This window comes from Serratia sp. H402Y (genome assembly GCF_051172415.1).
Classification (GTDB): Bacteria; Pseudomonadota; Gammaproteobacteria; order Enterobacterales; family Enterobacteriaceae; genus Serratia; species Serratia ureilytica.
Window position 1 is genome coordinate 1,463,412 of sequence record NZ_JBPIYZ010000001.1, and the last position, 21,296, is coordinate 1,484,707.

22 protein-coding genes are annotated in these 21,296 nt (G+C 61.5%); 12 read left to right on the forward strand and 10 right to left on the reverse strand.

Annotated elements, in window-relative coordinates:
• Positions 1 to 78 precede the first annotated feature (78 nt).
• The 5 genes from ACSBQS_RS07435 (at position 79) to ACSBQS_RS07455 (ending at position 3,547) form a co-directional block, all read left to right on the forward strand.
• The gene (locus ACSBQS_RS07435; RefSeq protein WP_127897192.1) at positions 79 to 345 is read left to right on the forward strand and encodes a hypothetical protein; all 267 of its coding nucleotides are present in this window, start codon (positions 79 to 81) and stop codon (positions 343 to 345) included.
• Positions 346 to 378: 33 nt separating this feature from the next.
• The gene (locus ACSBQS_RS07440; protein ID WP_042784419.1) at positions 379 to 711 is read left to right on the forward strand and encodes a hypothetical protein; all 333 of its coding nucleotides are present in this window, start codon (positions 379 to 381) and stop codon (positions 709 to 711) included.
• Positions 712 to 939: 228 nt separating this feature from the next.
• Positions 940 to 2,337, forward strand: a complete 1,398-nt coding sequence (gene fumC / locus ACSBQS_RS07445) for a class II fumarate hydratase (RefSeq protein ID WP_042784421.1) — start codon at positions 940 to 942, stop codon at positions 2,335 to 2,337.
• A 61-nt stretch (positions 2,338 to 2,398) separates the two neighbouring features.
• Positions 2,399 to 3,088: a helix-turn-helix transcriptional regulator gene (locus ACSBQS_RS07450; RefSeq protein WP_042784422.1), complete on the forward strand. Its 690-nt coding sequence runs from the start codon at positions 2,399 to 2,401 to the stop codon at positions 3,086 to 3,088.
• Positions 3,089 to 3,178: 90 nt separating this feature from the next.
• Entirely contained in the window at positions 3,179 to 3,547 is a 369-nt protein-coding gene (locus ACSBQS_RS07455; protein WP_434990114.1) for a VOC family protein, read from the forward strand.
• Here the strand turns inward: ACSBQS_RS07455 and tus are convergent.
• The gene (gene tus / locus ACSBQS_RS07460; protein WP_042784423.1) at positions 3,537 to 4,475 is read right to left on the reverse strand and encodes a DNA replication terminus site-binding protein; all 939 of its coding nucleotides are present in this window, start codon (positions 4,473 to 4,475) and stop codon (positions 3,537 to 3,539) included. The genes ACSBQS_RS07455 and tus overlap by 11 nt on opposite strands.
• Positions 4,476 to 4,841: 366 nt before the next feature.
• On the opposite strand from tus, the gene ACSBQS_RS07465 reads away from it, so the two are divergent.
• Complete coding sequence (locus ACSBQS_RS07465) at positions 4,842 to 6,638, forward strand: glycoside hydrolase family 3 N-terminal domain-containing protein (RefSeq protein WP_042784424.1); 1,797 nt, start codon at positions 4,842 to 4,844, stop codon at positions 6,636 to 6,638.
• A 126-nt stretch (positions 6,639 to 6,764) separates the two neighbouring features.
• Positions 6,765 to 8,051: a glycoside hydrolase family 10 protein gene (locus ACSBQS_RS07470; RefSeq protein WP_434990117.1), complete on the forward strand. Its 1,287-nt coding sequence runs from the start codon at positions 6,765 to 6,767 to the stop codon at positions 8,049 to 8,051.
• Positions 8,052 to 8,110: 59 nt separating this feature from the next.
• On the opposite strand, the gene ACSBQS_RS07475 is transcribed toward ACSBQS_RS07470, so the two are convergent.
• Positions 8,111 to 9,379, reverse strand: a complete 1,269-nt coding sequence (locus ACSBQS_RS07475) for an MFS transporter (RefSeq protein ID WP_169539675.1) — start codon at positions 9,377 to 9,379, stop codon at positions 8,111 to 8,113.
• 147 nt (positions 9,380 to 9,526) lie between these two features.
• On the opposite strand from ACSBQS_RS07475, the gene ACSBQS_RS07480 reads away from it, so the two are divergent.
• The 3 genes from ACSBQS_RS07480 to bioD all read left to right on the forward strand — a co-directional run bounded on the left by ACSBQS_RS07480 (position 9,527) and on the right by bioD (position 12,604).
• On the forward strand, positions 9,527 to 10,417 hold the full coding sequence (locus tag ACSBQS_RS07480) for a LysR substrate-binding domain-containing protein (RefSeq protein WP_033642977.1): 891 nt from the start codon (positions 9,527 to 9,529) through the stop codon (positions 10,415 to 10,417).
• A gap of 159 nt (positions 10,418 to 10,576) precedes the next feature.
• Complete coding sequence (mlc, locus tag ACSBQS_RS07485) at positions 10,577 to 11,794, forward strand: sugar metabolism global transcriptional regulator Mlc (protein ID WP_047026181.1); 1,218 nt, start codon at positions 10,577 to 10,579, stop codon at positions 11,792 to 11,794.
• Between the two features lie 144 nt (positions 11,795 to 11,938).
• Positions 11,939 to 12,604, forward strand: coding sequence for a dethiobiotin synthase (gene bioD, locus ACSBQS_RS07490; RefSeq protein ID WP_033642979.1), 666 nt, complete (start codon positions 11,939 to 11,941; stop codon positions 12,602 to 12,604).
• 5 nt (positions 12,605 to 12,609) lie between these two features.
• On the opposite strand, the gene ACSBQS_RS07495 is transcribed toward bioD, so the two are convergent.
• Positions 12,610 to 13,104, reverse strand: a complete 495-nt coding sequence (locus tag ACSBQS_RS07495) for a DUF2938 family protein (protein WP_042784425.1) — start codon at positions 13,102 to 13,104, stop codon at positions 12,610 to 12,612.
• Positions 13,105 to 13,173: 69 nt separating this feature from the next.
• On the opposite strand from ACSBQS_RS07495, the gene ACSBQS_RS07500 reads away from it, so the two are divergent.
• Positions 13,174 to 13,566 (forward strand): helix-turn-helix domain-containing protein, encoded by a 393-nt coding sequence (locus tag ACSBQS_RS07500; RefSeq protein WP_072627190.1) that lies wholly within the window; start codon positions 13,174 to 13,176, stop codon positions 13,564 to 13,566.
• On the opposite strand, the gene clcB is transcribed toward ACSBQS_RS07500, so the two are convergent.
• The 5 genes from clcB to ACSBQS_RS07525 form a co-directional block, all read right to left on the reverse strand.
• Entirely contained in the window at positions 13,563 to 14,864 is a 1,302-nt protein-coding gene (clcB, locus tag ACSBQS_RS07505; RefSeq protein WP_047026177.1) for a voltage-gated ClC-type chloride channel ClcB, read from the reverse strand. The two genes, ACSBQS_RS07500 and clcB, sit on opposite strands and share 4 nt — an antisense overlap.
• 125 nt (positions 14,865 to 14,989) lie before the next feature.
• Positions 14,990 to 16,129, reverse strand: coding sequence for an osmoprotectant ABC transporter ATP-binding protein OsmV (gene osmV / locus ACSBQS_RS07510; protein WP_033642984.1), 1,140 nt, complete (start codon positions 16,127 to 16,129; stop codon positions 14,990 to 14,992).
• Entirely contained in the window at positions 16,126 to 16,776 is a 651-nt protein-coding gene (gene osmW, locus ACSBQS_RS07515; protein WP_197666562.1) for an osmoprotectant ABC transporter permease OsmW, read from the reverse strand. Before osmW ends, osmV begins: the two co-directional genes overlap by 4 nt.
• A gap of 9 nt (positions 16,777 to 16,785) precedes the next feature.
• Positions 16,786 to 17,643 (reverse strand): glycine betaine ABC transporter substrate-binding protein, encoded by an 858-nt coding sequence (locus ACSBQS_RS07520; RefSeq protein ID WP_227711513.1) that lies wholly within the window; start codon positions 17,641 to 17,643, stop codon positions 16,786 to 16,788.
• 64 nt (positions 17,644 to 17,707) lie between these two features.
• Positions 17,708 to 18,424 (reverse strand): ABC transporter permease, encoded by a 717-nt coding sequence (locus ACSBQS_RS07525; RefSeq protein ID WP_033642986.1) that lies wholly within the window; start codon positions 18,422 to 18,424, stop codon positions 17,708 to 17,710.
• Positions 18,425 to 18,933: 509 nt separating this feature from the next.
• Here ACSBQS_RS07525 and ACSBQS_RS07530 point away from each other — a divergent pair.
• Positions 18,934 to 20,421: an MDR family MFS transporter gene (locus tag ACSBQS_RS07530; protein WP_033642987.1), complete on the forward strand. Its 1,488-nt coding sequence runs from the start codon at positions 18,934 to 18,936 to the stop codon at positions 20,419 to 20,421.
• 50 nt (positions 20,422 to 20,471) lie between these two features.
• Here the strand turns inward: ACSBQS_RS07530 and ACSBQS_RS07535 are convergent, their stop codons facing one another.
• Positions 20,472 to 20,771 (reverse strand): DUF1161 domain-containing protein, encoded by a 300-nt coding sequence (locus tag ACSBQS_RS07535; protein ID WP_033642988.1) that lies wholly within the window; start codon positions 20,769 to 20,771, stop codon positions 20,472 to 20,474.
• 89 nt (positions 20,772 to 20,860) lie between these two features.
• The gene (locus ACSBQS_RS07540; protein ID WP_033633135.1) at positions 20,861 to 21,229 is read right to left on the reverse strand and encodes a DUF1283 family protein; all 369 of its coding nucleotides are present in this window, start codon (positions 21,227 to 21,229) and stop codon (positions 20,861 to 20,863) included.
• Positions 21,230 to 21,296 lie beyond the last annotated feature (67 nt).

Genomic DNA, 21,296 nt, shown 5'->3' on the forward strand with positions numbered 1-21,296 from the left:
CGTCGGCAGGAACCCTCATGGGCGCGATCAAAACAACGCCGGATAAGGTTGCGTCCGGCCACGCGGCCAGAGTATAGCGTGATAACGATCGGCGTCTCAAATGGCTCACCGGCCTCAAGAGGGCCCGGCAAATCCGCCAATCGATCGTTGATGGGAGGGAAAGAAATTATTGCCGACAGCGCAGGCTTTCTACGTCATTATTTATTTATCGGCATGTCAAAGTATGTCGGCGGAATTTATTTTTTACCTTCTGAGCCATTCCCTTATTATTATTTTTGCGCCAAGTCGGGCGATCACACGCCGAGCTTAAACCTGAACGACAGACCGCTTTACCGTAGCCGTTAACGAGTCGATTTAACGAAATGAGAGGTCTGTTGCATGAAAAAATGGTTGCTGTTGTTGGGGCTTTGCACCGGGGCGGCTCAGGGGGCGGTGATCGTCACCTATCCCTACGCGGCCCCGCGCGCCGTGGTGATAACGCCGGCGCCGATCGTCGTTGCGCCCGCACCGGTCGCGCTTCCCGCCGTGACTGCACCCGTGGCGCATCCGCTGGCGCTCACCGCCGGCGCGGTGGCGACCGGGGCGTATCGCCATAATGAACGGCAGGATGCCTACGATGAGATCAATCATTTGCAACAGCAGCGGATCGATGAACTCAATCACTTACAGGCGCAGCGCATCAATAATTTTAATTCGCGTCACGCGCGTTAATTTCATCTCCGCGTTTATTATCCCGGTTCTTTCTTCGTCTTTATTTCGGCACGGGTTAACCGACGGCAAATAACCGCGTCATGAATGGGTAAAAGAGATGAATCGTGCTGTGAGATAACTCTCTTAATGCGAATAGTTATTATGTCACTATACTGGGAATGCGTGCCGACGGGGGGTAGCGCGTCGGCCTAACCCTACAATTTTAGGAATTATGCTAAGGAGACAATGATGGCAGGCGTTCGTATCGAAAAAGACTCCATGGGCCCCATCGAAGTACCGGCCGACAAGCTGTGGGGCGCACAGACCCAGCGCTCATTGGCGCATTTCCGCATTTCCTCCGAAAAGATGCCGACCGCGCTGATCCATGCGCTGGCGTTGACCAAGCGCGCCGCCGCGCAGGTGAACGTGGACCTGGGGCTGCTGCCGGCCGAGCGGGGCGCCGCCATCATCAACGCTGCCGACGAAGTGCTGGCGGGCAGCCATGCCGACCAGTTCCCGCTGTCCATCTGGCAAACCGGCTCCGGCACTCAGACCAACATGAACATGAATGAAGTGTTGGCCAACCGCGCCAGCGAGCTGCTGGGCGGCGTGCGCGGTGAAGAGCGCAAGGTGCATCCGAACGACGACGTCAATAAAAGCCAGAGCTCCAACGACGTGTTTCCCACCGCGATGCACGTGGCGGCGGTGATTGCGCTGCGCGAGCACCTGATCCCCGAGCTGAAAGTGCTGCACAAGACGCTGAGCGACAAGGCCGAAGCCTACCGCGACATCGTCAAAATCGGCCGCACCCACCTGCAGGACGCCACGCCGCTGACCCTGGGCCAGGAAATCTCCGGCTGGGCGGCGATGCTGGCGCACAATCTGAAACACATCGAAGACAGCATCCCGCACATCGCCGAGCTGGCGCTGGGCGGCACGGCGGTCGGCACCGGCCTGAACACCCATCCGGAGTATGCCGTACGCGTCGCTAAAGCGCTGGCGGAGTTGACCCATCAGCCGTTCGTCACCGCGCCGAACAAGTTCGAAGCGTTGGCGACCTGCGATGCGCTGGTGCAGGGGCACGGCGCGCTCAAAGGGCTGGCGGCTTCGCTGATGAAGATCGCCAACGACGTGCGCTGGCTGTCGTCCGGCCCACGCTGCGGCATCGGCGAGATTTCTATCCCGGAGAACGAGCCGGGCAGCTCCATCATGCCGGGCAAGGTCAACCCGACCCAGTGCGAAGCGATGACCATGCTGTGCGCGCAGGTGCTGGGCAACGACGTGGCGGTGAATATCGGCGGCGCTTCCGGTAACTTCGAGCTGAACGTGTTCCGCCCGATGGTGATCCACAACTACCTGCAGTCGATCCGCCTGCTGGCCGACGGTATGCAGGGCTTCAACGAGCACTGCGCGGTGGGCATCGAACCGAACCGCGATCGCATTACCCAGTTGCTGAATGAATCGCTGATGCTGGTGACGGCGCTCAACACCCATATCGGTTATGACAAAGCGGCGGAAATCGCCAAGAAAGCGCACAAGGAAGGGCTGACGTTGAAAGCCGCGGCGCTGAAGCTCGGCTATCTGACCGAAGCGCAGTTCGATGAATGGGTGCGCCCGGAGGCGATGGTCGGCAGCATGCAGAAATAATTGATCTGTGAGGCAACCGGGGGCTTACTGAGGTAAGCCCCTTTTTTATGGAGAAATTAAGATGTCGCGCGCACAACGTTTACTCGATCTGATGCAGCTGTTGCGCAGCCACCGCTATCCGGTGGCGGGCCATGCGTTGGCGCAGACGCTGGGCATCAGCATGCGCACGCTTTACCGCGATATCGCCACGCTGCAGCAGCAGGGAGCGGAGATCGTCGGCGAAGCGGGGCTCGGCTATGTGCTGCGCCCCGGTTTTATGCTGCCGCCGCTGATGTTCTCGCAAGCGGAAATAGAAGCGCTGGTGCTGGGCATGCGCTGGGTCAGCCGCCGCGGCGACAGCCAGTTGGCGAGCGCCGCGGGCCAGGCGCTCGCCAAGATCGCCGACGTGCTGCCGACGGCGCTGCGGGAGGAGCTGGAGGCCAACACGCTGCTTATCGCACCGGCTCAGTCGCCGCCGGTGGCGGATGAGATGCGGGTGTTAATCCGTGACAGCATCCGCCGCGAGCGCAAGCTGCATATCGACTATCTCGACCTGGCGGGGCAGCGCAGCGAACGCCTGCTGTGGCCCTTTGCGCTGGGCTTTTTCGACCAGTTCCAGATGCTGGTTGCCTGGTGTGAGTTGCGTCAGGCCTTTCGTCATTTTCGCCTCGATCGCATTCAGGCCGCCACGCCGCTTGAACAGCGTTATCCGCATGGCCGGCGGCGACTGTTGAAAGAGTGGCGGTTGAGCGAAGGCATTGCGGAACAATAACGACACGCTGCTGCCATAAACTGTCAGTCGCCTCCTTTAGTCTGTGCCTATCGGGAACCAACCGGTTCCCATCACCCAGAGGACAGACCGATGACCCTTCCCAGCATGACCCTGCTTTACGTCGATAACCCGCTCAACAGCGCCGCCTTTTATCAACGCCTGCTGAGGCAGGCGCCGGTAGAGCTTTCTCCCGGCTTTGCCCTGTTCGTGCTCAACAACGGCTTCAAGCTCGGGATGTGGGCCAAACAGGGGGTAAAACCCGCCGCCACGCTGACCGGCGGCGGCGGTGAACTGGGCTTTTTATGCCAGGATCCGCAAGAGGTGGAGGCGCGCTATAACCAGTGGCGCGAGCTCGGGCTGCCTATCGAGCAAACGCCAACCGAAATGGAATTCGGCTACACCTTTGTGGCGCGGGATCCGGACGGCCATCGCCTGCGGGTATATGCCCTCAGCGAGTAGTGCCGTCGGTATACAGATGCAGACGCGGCACCAGCAGCCGCAGCGGCCTGGCGTCGGGTTTGTAGCGATGCTTCACTGCGTCGGCGTCGTAGTTGAGCAGTTCGCCGATCTTCGGCACCGCAGCGCCGCTTTCAACCTGACACAGGGCGATCAGCGGCAGCGGGCAGGGATGTTGCACTTGTTTTTGCTGCTGCTGATACCACACGCGGGCGATCGGCTGCACTTTTACCGGCCGCTTGATTTTCAACGTCGCATGCTGCGGCAGGCGGCTGACATCGTCTATCTCGCGGCTGACCAGGGCGGCCCACTGTTCACGGCTGTGCGGCGGCACCGCGCGGCCGGCTTTCAGGCTTTTCTCCAGCTGCGCCAGGATGTCGTCCCGTTTGACGTTTTTGATGATGTGCTTGTTGGCCCAGCCGAAACGCACCGAGTCGGGATTGGTCAGGGCGGTGAGGGTGCGGTAGGCGCTGAGGGTAATCAGCCCGTGCAAATGGGTGTGCACGAATTCGAAACGCTGCTCCGGCGCCAGGCCGGAATCGACGGTGATAATCTGCTCCAGTTCGCCCTTCAGGCGGTTGATCAGCGCCAGCTGCGCCTGCAGCGCCTGATACTCCGCTTGCTCTACCGCCAGACAGATGACGCCGGGCAGGCGCACGGCGGCCTTGCTGCTGACATTCTCACGGTTATGGTGGATGAAGAGCCGCTGATAGTGTTCCAGCGCCAGATCGCGCGCCGCTTGCCCCACATGCTGCTCGACCGCGATATGCGAAATGGCCTGATGTTCCTGGCCTTTTTCTACCTCCGGCAGGCTAAACACCCGCGCCGCCAGCAGCCGCAGCGGGGTTATCTGCTGCTGCAATGCGCCGAGAGCTTGCTCCAGTTCGGCAAAGCAGGCGTTCATCCGGCCAATCACATCGTATTTGCTCATCATATGCCCCTTTTTTAGTTACAACATACTATAGGAGAGTAACAGGCTGGGGGCAACATCGGCAATGGGGCAATACTCGGCTTAACTGCCCGCCCGGCTTACCAGGGGGAAATAGGGCGGGCAGCAGGGGGAATTCTCTCGCTCGTCTGCTACGCATGCGGGCAAGTGTGATTGTCGAAAATAAACCTGCTCTTCTTATGGTTTTGATTCATTGATGGATTTTTTCCTGTTCGTTTGTCTTCTGTTTAATCCATTTCCCGTTTGCCGTTGTCCAAACGCTGGAACAAACAGAATGGCAGGACGCTATGAGCCCTTGGGGTTATCTTTTCTTCTGTCATTAACGGGTGCTTTAACAGGAGGTTTACTGTGGATATTAAACAGAAAGTCAAAAACATGACGCTGGAAGAGAAGATCGGGCAAAAAATCATGCTGGATTTTCGCTACTGGGATCGGAACGGTAGCAGCAATCAGGATATGACCGTTCCCGATGAAGCCATTGGCAAGCTGATCACCGATAACCATGTGGGCGGGGTGATCCTGTTTGCCAATAATCTGAAAGATAAGCAGCAGATCAATACGTTAACGGCCTGGTATGCCGCGATGAAAACCCACGCCGGCATCCGCCTGTTCATTGGCACGGATAACGAGGGCGGTAACGTTTTCCGGCTGCCGCGCGGCGACTATGCCTCATTCCCCGGCAATATGGCGCTCGCCGCGGCGATTGAGGGCGGCGCGGATAAACAGCTCGCCGTTGAACAGGGCGAACTGATGGCCCAGGATATGCGCGCGTTGCATATCAATACCAACTTTGCACCGGTTGTGGACGTCAACACCAACCCGTTCAACCCGGTGATTAACGTTCGCGCCTTCAGCGATGATAAGAACGCCGTTTCCCACCTGGCCGAGAAAATGGTGGCGGGGATGAAGCAGCAAGGGCTTATCACCGCTTACAAACACTTCCCTGGCCATGGCAGCACCTCCACCGACTCGCATACCGGTTTGCCGCGCGTCGACCGTACGCGGGAAGAGGCGTTTGCCATCGATATCGCGCCTTACAAACAGGCCATTGACCGCTGTGCGGCGCCGGACATGGTCATGACCGCGCATATTCAGTACCCCGCGCTGGATAACCGCCAGATCGACACCCGCAGCGGCGAAAAAATCACGGTGCCGGCCACCATGTCGCATGAAATTCAGACCCGCATCCTGCGCGATGAGCTGGGTTATGCCGGCGTAACGATTTCAGATGCGCTGGATATGGGTGCGATTGCCGAGCATTTCAGCCAGCAAGGGGCGGCTGAAAACGTCTTTGCCGCCGGGGTGGATATCGCCCTGATGCCTGTCAGCATCGCTTCGCCGGCCCAGGCTAACCTGCTGCCGGACCTGATTCGTTACCTTGCGGACCGGGTGAAAACAGGGCATCTCAACGAGGCCGATATCGATGCTTCGGTCGAGCGCATTTTGCGCCTCAAATTACGCCATCACCTGATGGGGCATCGCGAGGCCCCTTGTTCCAGCAGCGTTTCGTCCTCAGCGCATAAGCTGGAAAAACGCATCGCCGATCGCTCCATTACCGTGGTCATTAACCGCCACAGCCTGCTGCCGTTGAAAGACAAGGCGCTGCGCTATTTTATCCTGACCCCGTGGGGTGAGCAGGCCAAAGGCATCGCTAACGTGATGGCGCAGGAGGGCTACCAGAACGTCGTTGCCGCGAAGGAAACGGAACTGAGCGATGCCCAAATCAGGGCGCATATTGCCGATTGCGACGTGTTCCTGCTCGGCACGCTTTCGACCCGCTTTACGCCTGCCGAGCAGGATGGTGTCGTTACCGCTGCCACCGGATCGGGTAATGACAGCAGCCCTTACCCGGGCTGGTTGAAATACGCCGCCGAGCAGGGGAAAAAACGCGTTCACCTCTCATTGCGCGCGCCTTACGATATCGTGAACTATGCCGCAGACGTGGATGCAGCCGTCGCCACCTATTCTTACTATGGGTATGACAGCGGCGTATGGCGCGGTCCCTCGATGATATCTCTGGCACAGGTGCTGACGGGGAAAATCACGCCGCACGGCAAACTGCCGGTCAACACCTGGCATGACTACGATGAGGAAACCAATACGGGCAAGGTGGCGTTCCCTCGCGGGACGGGGCTGAGCTGGTAATGGGACAAGTACCGGCGTCGTCAGAAAGGGCGACGCCGGTCGCGGGATAGCGTTGATAAAGCGGGCGGTTTCTTGCTCTGCACGATACGACATGGGATAACCGTCACTCACGGAAGGAGAACATTTATGCCGACAGGCGCAACAAAACTAGGCGGATGGCTGTTGATGGCCGCCATGCTGGGCGTGAGCGGATGCGCCAAACCCCCTGAGCCGGAAAAGCCTCCGCAGCCTGCACAGCCGGTCACACCGATGCGGGGCATCTGGCTGGCCACCGTCATGGGGCTGGACTGGCCGCCGGCGGCCTCCCTGAAAGCGGAAACCGCGCCAGAGCGAATTCGCCTGCAGCAGCAGGCATTGACGGACGCACTGGACGACATGGTGAAAACCGGGATTAACACGGTGTATTTTCAGGTTAAACCGGACGGAACGGCCCTGTGGCGTTCTGACATCTTGCCCTGGTCGGAGGTCTTGACCGGCACCGTGGGCCAGGATCCGGGTTACGATCCGCTGGCCTTTATGCTGAAAGAAGCGCACCGGCGCGGCATCAAAGTGCACGCCTGGCTGAATCCTTATCGGGTTTCCATGAATACCCGGCAGCAAACGATTGATGCGCTTAATCAAACGCTGCAGTCCCCGCCGGCCAGCGTCTATGCGCTGCATCCCGACTGGATACGTACGGCCAACGACCGCTTTGCGCTCGATCCTGGCTTACCCGATGTGCGCAACTGGATCACCGGCGTGGTGGCTGAAGTCGTCAAAAACTATGACGTCGACGGCATTCAATTTGACGATTATTTCTATTATGAGACGCCGCAATCGCCGCTGGATGATGAAAAGACGTATCGCGAATACGGCAAAGGGTTTGCAGACAAGGCCAGTTGGCGAAGAGACAATACGCTGCAATTGATAAAACAGGTTTCAGCCACCGTCAGGGCGCTAAAGCCCGCTGTCGCGTTTGGCGTCAGCCCGGCGGGCGTCTGGCGAAACAAAGCGGACAATCCCGCCGGCTCGGCGACTCAGGCCGGCGCGCCATCGTACGATGCGGCCTATGCCGATACGCGCCAGTGGGTCAAACTGGGGCTGCTCGACTACATCGCACCGCAGCTGTACTGGCCCTTCGATCGTGAAATAGTTCGCTACGACGTGCTGGCCAACTGGTGGGCCGAGGTGGTGAAAGACACGCCGGTTCGGCTTTATGCCGGGGTGGCGCTGTATAAAGTGGGCACGCCATCGGCGAGCGAACCGGCATGGACCGTCGACGGCGGCGTTCCCGAGCTGAAAAGGCAGTTGGATCTCAACGAGAGCTTGCCGGGGATGGGGGGAACCATCCTGTTCCGGCAACGTTATCTGACCGAGCCGCAAACGGATAAGGCCGTGGAGTACCTGCGCACCCGCTGGAAAACCGGTCAATAATCACCGGCATTGGCATAGCGAGCCGCGGTATTCCACCGCGGCTTTTTTATTCACAGTATTCACAGGCGCGCCGCTTCCGGCAGGCGCTTCAGGTAATGCACCACCAGCAGCGCCAGCAACAGCATCAGGCTGATGAACGCCGCCACGCCATTCCAGCCGAAACTGTGCCAGAACACGCCGCCGAGGGTCCCGGCCACGCTCGAGCCGACGTAATAACAGAACAGATACAGCGACGACGCCTGGCCTTTGGCGCGGCGTGCACGGCGGCCGATCCAGCTGCTGGCCACCGAGTGGGCGGCGAAGAAACCGGCGGTGAACAGCATCATGCCGATAAAGATCGCCGGCACCTGCGGCAACGCGGTAATCAGAATCCCGATCAGCATAATCACGATCGACGCCAGCAGCACCGGGCCGCGCCCGAAGCGCGAGGTGAGCGCCCCGGCCTTGGGCGAGCTGTAGGAACCGGTGAGGTAGACCACCGACAGCAGGCCGACGATCGCCTGGCTCAGATGATAAGGATCCGCCAGCAGGCGATAACCGATGTAGTTGAACAGGGTGACGAAGCTGCCCATCAGCAGAAAGCCTTCCGCGAACAGCAGCGGCAGCCCCTTATCGTGCCAATGCAGTTTGAAGTTGATCAGCAGCGTGCGGGGGCGCAGCGAGCTGGCGCGAAAATGCCGCGAAGCGGGCAGGATGCGCCAGAACATGAAGGCGGCGGCGAGGGCGAACAGACCGATGACCCCGAGCGAGACGCGCCAGGAGAAGAAGTCGGTCAACACCCCGGTCACCAGGCGGCCGCTCATGCCGCCGATCGAATTGCCGCTGATGTACAACCCCATCGAGAAGGCGACGAAGCTGGGATGGATCTCTTCGCTGAGATAGGTCATGCCGACCGCCGCCACGCCGCTCAGCGACAGACCGATCAGCGCGCGCATCAGCAAAATGCCGTGCCAGCTGGTCATAAAGGCGCAAATCAGCGTGCAGACTGCCGCCAGCAACAGCGCCACCACCATCACCGACTTGCGGCCGATGGCGTCGGACAGTGGCCCGGTGAACATCAGGCCGATCGCCAGCAGGCCGGTAGAGACCGAGAGCGACAGGCTGCTTTCGGCCGGCGAGACGCCGAAATCTTGCGACAGCACCGGCAGGATCGGCTGCACGCAGTAAAGCAACGCGAAGGTCGCCAGCCCGGCGGAAAACAGCGCCAGCGTTACGCGCATAAACTGCGGCGTGCCGCGTTCGATATAGGGGAGTTTGTTGTTGAGGGTGGAGCGTTTTACTTTTGGCGCAGCGGCCGCGTCATCGTTGGCGGCCAGCGTCGACGGCATCACGGCCGCAGAACGCACAGGGGTTGTCACAGCGTTTCCTTACCGAACTTCGGGGAGATAAACAGACACTTTGCAGATAACAAAATGATAGGGAGCGGCGATTTTTTTGTCTAATATATTAATAATTACAATTAAGACTTTTTAAATATGAATATCGAGTTAAGACACCTGCGTTACTTTATCGCCGTTGCGGAAGAGCTGCATTTTGGCCGCGCCGCGGAGCGGCTGCGTATCTCCCAGCCGCCGCTCAGCCAGCAAATCCAGGCGCTGGAGGATATGGTCGGCGCACGGCTGTTGGCGCGCAACAACCGCAACGTCAGCTTGACGCAGGCCGGGGAGATGTTCCTCAAAGAAGCCTATCAGGTGCTCGATCAGGTCGGCCGCGCGGCGGAAAAGGCGGCGCGCCTGGATCGCGGTGAACTGGGGGAAATGACCATCGGCTTTACCTCTTCCGCACCGTTTATCGGCGTGGTGGCGCGCAGCCTGCGCGCTTTCCGTCAGCATTCTCCGCAGGTGCATATCAAGATGCGCGAAATCAACACCAAACAGCAGATCGAACCGCTGCTGAACGGTGAGCTGGATCTGGGGGTGATGCGCAACACGCGGCTGCCGGAAGCGCTGCACTATCAGCTGCTGCTGCGCGAACCGCTGCTGGCGGTGGTGCCGGAGGGGCATCCGCTGGCGGAAACGCCCGGCGGCGCGCTGCGTTTTCAACACCTGGCGCAGGAGCCGTTCGTGTTCTTCTCGCGCGAAGTGGGCACGGCGCTGTATGACGAAATTCTGCTGCTGCTCGGCAAGGCCGGCATTACCCCGTATATCACTCAGGAAGTGGGGGAAGCGATGACCATCATCGGTTTGGTCTCCGCCGGATTGGGGGTCTCGATTCTGCCGGCGTCTTTCGCCCGGGTGCGGGTGGACGGCGTGCGTTATTTGCCGCTGGCGGAGCCGGACGCCACGACCGAAGTGTGGCTGGTGCATCACCGCCGACGGCCGCTGACCGCCGCGGCGCAGGCGCTGATGGCGTTGATGCTGAAATGACGTTGAGATTGGGCAAATAAAAATCAATTCGCGCTGAAATTGCGAGGAATTTGTGCAGCAAATCACATAACGAATCAAATAGTTGACGCTGTATGGCAAAAGCCCCACCATAACCCCTAGTCTTTATTTAGAAGCGCGAAAAATAGTAGGAGCCGGTTTGTGATTGCGGTTGGGCAGCCTGGGCATATTGATCAAATCAAACAGACCAATGCGGGGGCGGTTTATCGGCTAATCGATCAACTGGGCCCGATTTCGCGCATCGAACTGTCAAAACGCGCACAGCTGGCGCCCGCCAGCATCACCAAGATCGTGCGCGAACTGCTGGAAGCCCATCTGGTCAAGGAAACCGAGTACCAGGAAATCGGCAGCCGGGGCCGCCCGGCGGTGGGGCTGGTGCTGGACACCGAGGCATGGCACTACCTGTCCGCCCGCATCAGCCGCGGCAGCATCACGCTGGCGCTGCGCGATCTGAGCAGCAAACTGGTGGTGGAAGAGCTGCTGCCGCTGGCGGCCGAAGATCCCGAACCGCTGCTGAAACGCATCCTGACCGAAGTCGATCAATTCTTTATTCGCCACCAAAGCAAGCTGGAACGGTTGACGGCGATCGCCATTACGCTGCCGGGCATTATCGACGTGCAGTCCGGCGTGGTGCACCGCATGCCGTTTTACGACGTGCTGGAGATGCCGCTCGGCCCGGCGCTGGAAACCCGGACCGGTCTGCCCGTCTATTTGCAACACGACATCAGCGCCTGGACCATGGCCGAGGCGTTGTACGGCGCCTCGCGCGGCAGCCAGAACGTGATTCAGGTGGTGATCGACCACAACGTCGGCGCCGGCGTGATCACCGGCGGCCACGTGCTGCATGCCGGCAGCCACAGCGTGGTGGAGATCGGCCACACCCAGGTCGATCCTTACGGCAAACGCTGCTACTGCGGCAACCACGGCTGCCTCGAGACCGTGGCCAGCATCGAGAACATGCTGGAGATCGCCCAGCAGCGACTGAGCGGCTCGATGAGCTCCAGCCTGCACGGCGCGCCGCTGACCGTTGAATCGCTGTGCGACGCCGCGCTGGCGGGCGATCAACTGGCGCGGGACATCATCCTCGGCGTCGGCCACAGCGTGGGGCGCATTCTGGCTATCATGGTCAACCTGTTCAATCCGGAGAAGATCCTGGTGGGTTCGCCGCTCAACCGCGCGGCGGAGATCCTGCACCCGGCCATCGCCTCCTGCATTCGCCAGCAGGCGCTGCCGGCCTACAGCGAGCAGGTCAAGGTTGAATCCACGCAGTTCTTCAATCAGGGCACCATGCCCGGCGCGGCGCTGGTGAAAGAGGCGCTGTATAACGGTTCATTGTTGGTGCAGCTGCTGCACGGCTAACATCAGAACTTCTTATTAATCCCGCAAAAGATTGAGCTACCTCAAGCCCCTACGTGGCGGCATCCCCTAGAATTTTTCCGCAAGACTTCTTCGCCGCCGGTGCGGCGATACATTGTTAACGGGGCATTCTGGGGCATTTTATTCATGTTGAAGCGTTTATTTGTGACAGGCACGGATACCGACGTCGGTAAAACCGTGGTTTCCCGCGGGTTGATGCAGGCGCTGGCCGCCGATGGCCGCTCGGTCGCGGGCTACAAGCCGATCGCCGCGCGCTGCCAGGAAACCAGCGAGGGCATCCGCAATAAAGACGCTTTGGTGTTGCAGGCATCTTCCACCTTGCCGCTGTGCTATGAGGAGATCAATCCCATCACCTGTCTGGATGAGGTGTTTCATGCGCATGCCACCGAGGACATCAACTACGGCCTGATGAGCAGCGGCCTGCGCGATCTGTCCGCCAAAGCCGATACGGTGGTGGTGGAGGGCAGCGGCGGCTGGCGCGTGCTGATGAACGATCTGCGGCCGTACGCCGAATGGGTGGTGCAGGAGCAACTGCCGGTGGTGTTGGTGGTGGGCATCAAGCTGGGCTGCGTCAGCCACGCGCTGCTGACCGCGCAGTCGATCATCAACGACGGCCTGCCGCTGCTGGGCTGGGTGGCCAACCGCATCAATCCGGGGTTGGCGCACTATGCCGAAACCATCACGGCGCTGCAGCAGCGCATTTCCGCGCCGCTGCTGGGTGAAATTCCGTATCTGCCGCGCGCGGAGCAGCGCGAACTGGCGCACTACCTCGATATTTCCACGTTGCTGTAGCCCATTCAGGCGCAGAACGTCGCCAACAACCGGGCGGCGATCAGCAGGCCCAGCCCATACACCGTGTGGGTGAGCAGGCTGAGGAGCCGCGCTCTGCGCGGGCTGGCGGTTTTCGCCGCCGCCACGCCAAAGCCCAGCGCGGGCTGCATCACCAGAAACGGCGCCGCCAGGCTCAGCCAGCCGCTCAGCAGCGCGATGCGGGGTTCCGGCGCCGCATACCACTCGATGCCCGCCAAACCGAGCGGGATAAAGGCGAACGCCAAGCCGATGGCGTAGTGCAGTATCCAGCCGATTTTTCTCTCACCCTGGCGCGGCGGCGCCGTGACGATGGTGGCGTGAAACCAGCGGCCGTCGAACATGCCGAGAAACCAGCGGCCCACCAGCGCGTAATCGAGGGAAGGGATGCCGAAGTGCCGCTTCAGCAGCAACGCCCACAAATCCATGCAGAGGGTGGCGCCGGCGCCGGTTAACAGAATGCGCAATAACAAATCGGGGGTCATAGGGGTGTCCTTGGCTCAGTGACGTGATAAGGTGCGCACAGTGTGCAACTTAAAGTCGGCTTCAAGTCAATGGCAAAAGAGCTGGATATCGGCGCGGTGGCGCGCCTGAGCGGAGTCGCGCCTTCTGCGCTGCGGCATTACGAGAAAAAGGGGCTGATCGCGTCGATAGGCCGCCACGGTTTGCGCCGTCAATACGCCGCCGGGGTGCTCGATCAACTGCGGTTGATCGCCCTCGCGCGCTTGGCCGGTTTTACGTTGGATGAGATGAGCGCCTTGTTTGACGAACGGGGCAAAATCGCGCTCGATCGCGTGTTGCTGGCGGCGCGGGCGGATGAGTTGGATCGCCATATCCAGCGCCTGATGCAGGTGCGCGACGGGCTGCGGCACATGGTCGATTGCCCTGAACCCGAGCACCTGCAGTGCCCGCAGTTCAGGAAAATATTGCAGCAGGGTGAGTTCTAAACCTCGCGTTTGGGCAGCGGCGCCGTGTGGTACACCGAGATCGGCCGCAGGCCGCGCGACACGGTGGTGGCGATCACGCAGGCGAGCAGAATGCCGGGCAGCAGCGCGTATTCGCCGGTCATTTCAAACACCATCAGCGCCGCCATGATCGGCGCATGGGTGGTGGCGGCCAGCAGGGTGGCCATGCCGGTCAGCGCCAGCAGCAGCGGCACCGCCGCATCCATGCCTGGCCACAGGCCGAACAGCTGACCGATTATCGATCCGAGCGCGGCGCCGACGAACAGCGTCGGGGTGAAGACCCCGCCGGGCGCGCCCGAGCCGCTGCTGGCGAGGATCGCCAACAGTTTACACACCAGGATCGCGCCCAGCAGCAACACCCCCGGCGGCGCGATCAGCAGCGCCTGCACCACGCTGTAGCCATTGCCCCACACCTGCGGGAACAGCAGCGAAAGCAGCCCGACGATCAGGCCGCCCAACGCCAGCTGCAACGGCGGCTTCAGGCGCAGCGATCGGAAGGCGCGGCCGCTGGCGGTCATCAACCACAAAAACAGCGGCCCGCCGGCGCCGGCCACCACGCCGACCAGTGCCATCAGCAGGTATTGCGTCGGCAAGGGGGCGGCGAGCGGCGTCACCAGGTAGAGCGGCGCCTGGCCGCCGTTGAGCAGGTTGGTCATCAGCAGGGCGCTCACAGCGGCGATCACCACCGGGCCGAGCGAGGCCAGCATCAGGGTGCCGAACAGGATCTCGGCGATAAACAGGCTGCCCGCCAACGGCGCATGGTAGGCGCTGGCCATCCCGGCGGCGGCGGCGCAGGCCACCCACAGTTTCCATTCTTTCTCGTGCGTAAAACGCTGGGCGAAGAGCGATCCCACCAGCGCCGCCAGCAGGATCATCGCGCCTTCACGGCCGATGGCGCTGCCGCTCGACACCACCAGCAGCGACGCCAGACACTTCACCAGGCTGGCGCCGGTATCCAGCTTGCCGTTGCCGGTCTCAATCGCTTCCATATAGTCGGTGGGCGCCGCCGGGCGCTGGTGGCGGTAGCGCTGGTGAATATACAGCAGCAGGCCCGCCGCCAGACCGCCCAGCGCGGGCGTCAGCGCGCGTCGCCAGCCGGGCAGCGCGGCGGCGGCGGCCACCAGGCTGCCGTCGGCATTGCCGAGCAGCAGCCACTCGAGGCCAATCATCGAACGGTGAAACAGCCACACCGCCAGGGCGGCGGCGACGCCGATAAACACGGCGATAAACAGGCTGCGCAGCAGGGCGCGATAGTGGTGCAGGTGGACCAATCTTTTCATGCGTGGGCGGCGTCGTGAGAAAAATCAAAGGGTCATCAGCGCATTGTGCTTGGCGCTCCGGCCGATGACCAGTGAATCTTTAGCAAACTGCGGCATGGGCGGGGCGGCGAGCGCCCCGGCGTGGGTTATTGCGGCGTCAACACCCGGCGCGTGCGGCCGGAACTGAGGTAGTCGGCGATATAATCCTGCGAGATTTCGCCGCTGTAGCGGCCGTCTTCATCGACGATCGGCATCCAGGAAGTATTGTGTTCGTACAGCTTCGACAGCACCACGCGCAGGTTCTCTTCCGCGCGGGCGGTGACGCGGAAACGGTGCAGGCTGTCGGCGCACACCCCCGGCGCGCCGCGCGCCTCACGGCGTTTGACGTAGCCCAGCGGCTTGCCGTCGGCGTCCACTACCGTCACTGAACGGGCGTCGATATCGTCCATCAGCCCGAACGCCTCCACCAGCGGCGTTTCCCGGCGCACCGTCACCGTCTCTTGTTGGCCTGCCACGTCGCCGGCCTGCACCAGCAGCAGGCGCTTCAGCGTGCGATCCTGGCCGACAAAGGAGGCGACGAACTCGTTCGCCGGCCGCGCCAGCAGCTCATCGGCGCTGGCGTTCTGCACGATTTTGCCCTGGCGGAACACCGCAATGCGATCGCCGAGCTTCAGCGCTTCGTCGATGTCGTGGCTGACCAGCATCACGGTCTTTTTCAGCTGGCGCTGCATGTCGAGAAACTCGTTCTGGATGGTTTCGCGGTTGATCGGATCCACCGCGCCGAAGGGTTCATCCATCAGCAGCACCGGCGGATCGGCCGCCAGCGCGCGGATCACGCCGATGCGCTGTTGCTGCCCGCCCGACATCTCTTTCGGGTAGCGGTGCAAAAAGCGCTTGGGATCCAGCGCCACCATGCTCATCAGCTCTTCGGCGCGGGCGTGGCAGCGTTTTTTGTCCCAGCCCAGCATGCGCGGCACCACGGTGATGTTCTCCTCGATGGTCATGTTGGGGAACAGCCCGATCTGTTGGATGACGTAGCCGATTTTACGGCGCAGGCTGACGGTATCCAGCGCGCTGGTGTCTTCGCCGTTGATCAGAATGGTGCCGCCGGTGGGTTCGATCAGGCGGTTGATCATCTTCAGCGTGGTGGTTTTGCCGCAGCCGGAAGGGCCGAGCAGCACGCAGATTTCACCTTCCGGCACGTCCAGATTGATGTTGTCGACGGCGTTGAACGGCGTGCCGTTCTTTTGCATGAACTGTTTGGTCAGATTTTCCAATTTAATCATGAGCGGATCCCCTTGGGCGTTAGCGCAATTTGCAAGCGGTGCAATAACCAATCGAGGACGATCGCCAGCAGGCTGATCATCACGGCGCCGGTAATCAACTGGCGAATGTCACTGCTGCTGATACCGTTGAGCAGCAGCAGGCCGAGGCCGCCGGCGCCGATCACCGCGGCGATCGCCATCACGCCGATATTCATCACAACGGCGGTGCGGATGCCGCCGAAAATCACCGGCAGCGCCACCGGGATTTCCACCCAGCGCAGGCGTTGCCAGAACGTCATGCCGATGCCGCGGCCGGCTTCGCGCAGCCCGCCGGGCAGATTGTCGAGCGCGGTGTGGGTATTGCGCACGATCGGCAGCAGCGAGTAGAGGAACACCGCGGTGATCGCCGGCACGTAGCCGATGCCGTGGCCAATCAATGAAAACAGCGGGATCATCAGCCCGAACAGGGCGATGGAGGGCACGGTCAGCACCAGCGTGGCCAGGCTCAGCACCGGCGTCGCCAGCCATTTGTGGCGGACGATCAGCACGCCAAGCGGCACGCCGAACAGGATCGCCAGACCCACGGCGACGCCGACCAGCAGCAGGTGTTCCAGCGTCAACCCGGCGATATAGGCCCAGTTTTGCCAGGCGTAGAGTAAGGTATTCATCATGCCTCCTTAAATCAGGCCGCGCTGCTTGAGAAACGCGTCGGCGACCTGTTGCGGCGTCTGGTAGTCGATATCCACCTTAGCGTTCAGCTCGGTGATCACCTGGTTATTGAACTGTTTCGACAGCGTGTTCAGCGCCTCTTCCAGCCCCGGCGTGTTTTGCAATACGTCGGCGCGCACTACCGGCGTGACCGCGTAGCTCGGGAAATAGCCCTTGTCGTCTTCCAGCACCTGCAGATCGAACCCTTTCACCCGGCCATCGGTGGTGTACACCAGCCCGGCGTCGACGAAGCCGTCGCGGATGGCGTTGTAGACCAGGCCGGGATCCATCTGGCGAATTTGCGGGCGGTCGAGTGGCATGTCGTACAGCGCCTGCATCGGTTTCAGGCCGTCCGAGCGGCCGGCGAACTCCAGATCCAACCCCAGCAGCCAGTTGTGTTTCGGGTCGGTTTTACGCACCTGTTCCACTTTGGCCACCAGCTGCGACATCGTGCGAATCTGCTCTTTTTCCGCGCGCCGGCGCTGCATGGCGAAGGCGTAGGTGTTGTTCATGTCCGCCGGCTGCAGCCACACCAGGCCGAGTTTGGCGTCGAGCTTTTTCACCGTGTCGTAAGTTTCCTGCGGCGTCATGCGCTTATTGATGTGGTTAAAGATGATCAGCGAGGTGCCGGTGTATTCCCAGGTCATGTCGATCTGCTTGTTGATCATGGCGTTGCGGGTGATCACCGTGGCCAGGTTGGTCTTGGGTTCGACCTGAAAACCTTTGGCCCGCAGGTATTGCACGGTGATCGCCGACAGAATGCGCTGTTCGGTAAAGTTCTTGCTCGCCAGCGTCAGCGGGGCGGCCCAGGCGGCCGCGCCGGTCATCAGCAAGGAGAACAGCAGCGCGTGGCGGAGGCGTTGTAACCATCGAGTCATCGCGTTTCTCCCATCAGGATGCGGTGTGCGGGCTGAGCCGGCGGCCGAGACCGGCCAGCGCCAGATCGAGCAGCAGGGCGATCAGCGCGGTGGCGGCGGCGCCGAGGATCAGCGTCGGGAAGTCGTTCAGGTAGATGCCGGGGAAAATCAGCTCGCCGTAGCTGCTGGCGCCAATCAAAAACGCCAGCGGCGCGGTGCCGACGTTAATCGCCATCGCGATGCGTATCCCGGCAAAGATCACCGGCAGCGCGTTGGGGAGTTCGACCTGGCGCAGCCGCTGCCCGGCGGTCATGCCAATACCGTTGGCGGCCTCGACCAGCGCCGGCGGCACCGAACGCAGGCCGGCATAGGTATTGCGCACGATGGGCAGCAGCGAGGCGAGGAACAGCGCCACCACCGCCGGCCGATCGCCGATGCCGATGATCACCATCGCCAGCGCCAGCACCGCCAGCGGCGGCAGGGTGTTGCCGACGTTGAAGATTTGCATCACGTGTTCCGCCCAGCGGCGGGCGAAAGGGCGGCTCAGCAAGATACCGCTGGGAATGCCGACCAGCAGCGACAGCAGCATGGAGCAGGCCACCAGGAACATGTGTTGCTGGCCGAGGTAGATCAAATCTTCCCGGCGCGACTTGAGGGTGTCCCAACCGATGCCGTAAACCAGCAGTGCGATGACGGCGATAAACAACAGGCTCCCGAGGAGCAGGCGCCGGTATGGCGCTGACTTGTGCATGATGTTGCGTCCTCCGTTGCGCGGAGCGGCCGACGAGACGGCGCATTCCGCTCTGATTGTTACCCACGGCCCGGCGGGCGTGGCGGTACAAAACGGGCGTTTCGCATGAGGTTAGCGACATTGAGCGAAGGGTGCGTTCGGCACAGCGTGCTGAACGTAGGCTCAATACGTGAGTTAATCAGCATAAGATACTGATATTTAAACCCGAGAAAGCACGAAGCCCAACGACTCCGGCTAGGGAAGGTATAGCACCCTGTCGTTGACCGTGCCAAGTTTTATGAACAAAATCAGGTGATTGAGTTTGCGCCGATCGGCGTCTCAGCCCGCGTCAGCGCTGGGATGGGGGGAAAGTGAAAAAAATCCGCCGCATAACGTTACGCCGTAACAAAAAGTCCAAATGGTGCGATCCGCCGTCGGCGAAGACGGGATGTGAGGGCGGATAGACTCGGCGCAGGCGCTTGCTGATATACTCAGGGAAAACAAAAACGCCAGGAAACCTGCATAACGCCATGACAAATAACGTTTCACCCGCACCCATCGCTCACCGCCCGCTGATTCTGATCGCCTGCATGCTGGCGATGTTCATGTCGGCGATCGAAGCCACCATCGTCGCCACCGCCATGCCGACCATCATCGGCGATCTCGGCGGTTTCTCGCTGCTGGGCTGGGTGTTCGCGGTCTATTTGCTGTCGCAGGCGATCACCATTCCCATCTACGGGCGGCTGGCGGATCTCTACGGTCGCAAACGGGTGTTCTTCTTCGGCGCCACGCTGTTCCTGTTGGGATCGGTACTGTGCGGTTTCGCCCCCGACATGTATTGGCTGATCGGCTTTCGTCTGCTGCAGGGGCTGGGCGCCGGCGCCATCATGCCGATCGCCTCCACCATCATCGGCGATATCTACAGCGCCACCGAACGGCCGAAGGTGATGGGATACCTGTCGAGCGTGTGGGGCGTGTCGGCGATCATCGGCCCGCTGTTGGGGGCGTTTATCGTGCAGCATTTGCCGTGGGCGTTGGTGTTCTGGGTCAACCTGCCGATCGGCCTGTTGGCGATGTTCTTCCTCTGGCGCTATCTGCCGGCGCATCAGCCATTGCGCCAGCACGCGCTGGATCTGGCCGGCACTGCCTGGCTGACGCTGTTCGTTTCGGCGCTGCTGCTGGCGCTGTTGCAGATGGAAAGCCTGGGCTGGTGGGTGGTGCCGCTGTTTGCGCTGGCGGCAGCGGCGCTGGCGCTGCTTGTCCGCCAGGAGCGGCGCGCGGTCGAACCGCTGTTCCCGTTGGCGCTGTGGCAAAGCCGGGTGATCGTCGCCGGTAACATCGGCGGGCTGGTGATCGGCGCTGCGATGATGGGCATCAGCGCCTTTCTGCCGACCTTCATTCAGGGCGTGATGGGGGGCTCGCCGCTGGAGGCGGGCACCACGCTGGCGCTGATGTCGATCGGGTGGCCGCTGGCCAGCACGCTGAGCGGCCGCTTGATGCTGATGACCTCGTACCGCGCCACGGCGCTGCTGGGCGCGCTGTTGTTGGTGGCGGGCGGCCTGATCTTGCTGCTGCTGCAGCCGGAGGGCGGCTTGCTGTGGGGCCGGGTGGCGGCGTTTATGGTCGGCGCCGGCATGGGGCTGTGCAATACCACGTTTCTGGTTTCGGTGCAGAACGCGGCCCATTACAGCATTCGCGGCATCGCCACCGCCTGTACGGTGTTTACCCGTATGGTGGGCTCGGCCATCGGCACCGCGATTTTGGGCGCGACGCTGAATCTCAACCTGCAGTGGCGTTTGCCGGAGATTGACGATCCGGTGCAGCGGCTGATGGAACCGGCGGTGCGCCAGAGCATGGGGAGCGAGGCGTTGGCGCAGCTGACCCAGCAAGTGGCGGCTTCGCTGCATTGGGTGTTTCTGGTTTCGGCGCTGGTGTCGTTGCTGGCGCTGGCGGCGGCGATGCTGATCCCGGCGCGTTGTCGGCCGCAGGGCGAAGAGGAAGAGGCGGAACAGGCGTAAGGAAAGAAGGAGCGGGCGCTGCTGCAGAGCGCCCTGGTAGCCGGTGCGGCTTACTGCGTGTTGGAGGTATCCTGGCTGGTGCCGGTCTGCGCCGCATCACCGCGATCGTCGCCGTTGTTCAGGCGGGTGTAGACGATCTTCTGGGTGTCGTTTTCGCAGTGGCCGACCACCTGGCCGCCCGCTTGATCGGCCTGATCGTTGGGCACGATCTCCAGTTTGAAGCCGGACTCCGGCACGCCGTTATTGACGATTTTTTGCGAAATGTCCGCTTTCACGCTTTCGCAGGAGGCCAGGGCCGCTATCGGCGCGCCGGCCAGCAACACAGCGGTTAATATCAGCGTTTTTTTCATCACGTCATCCTTTTAGACAATGGACTTCCTGTAACAGGATAGCAGCAACGGCGGCCGGGTTTCACACTTGCCCGCCCGCCGCAGGCGGATTAAGGATTAATCCGACGCCCGGTCTGGCGATCCAGACATTTACGGGTGTCCGGCTCCCAGTAGGCGTTGACGTTGTTGCTGTCGTTGCAGCGATCTTCGTCATCCGCCGCGCGATCGATCTTGTCGAATTCTTTCTCGACGCGGGTGTTAACCTTGTGGCGCAGGGATTTGGTATCATTCCACTGCTCTTTGCTCTGGCGCGCTTCTTCGGTGCTCATCGCGCCGCTGCCTTTGCCATCGACGGTGACGCAGGTACTGCCCTGAGTGCAGGTGGCGGCCAGCGCCGGCGCCTGCCAGGCGCCCATTACGGCCAGCATGGCGACCGGCAGCATCCCGCGCAGCAGTCGTTGGGTCGAAAATGTTTTCATCGTTTCATCCTTATGAGTGAGTGCGCCTGATGAAGGCGGCACTGGCGTTACCTCGCCCGCAGGCGTG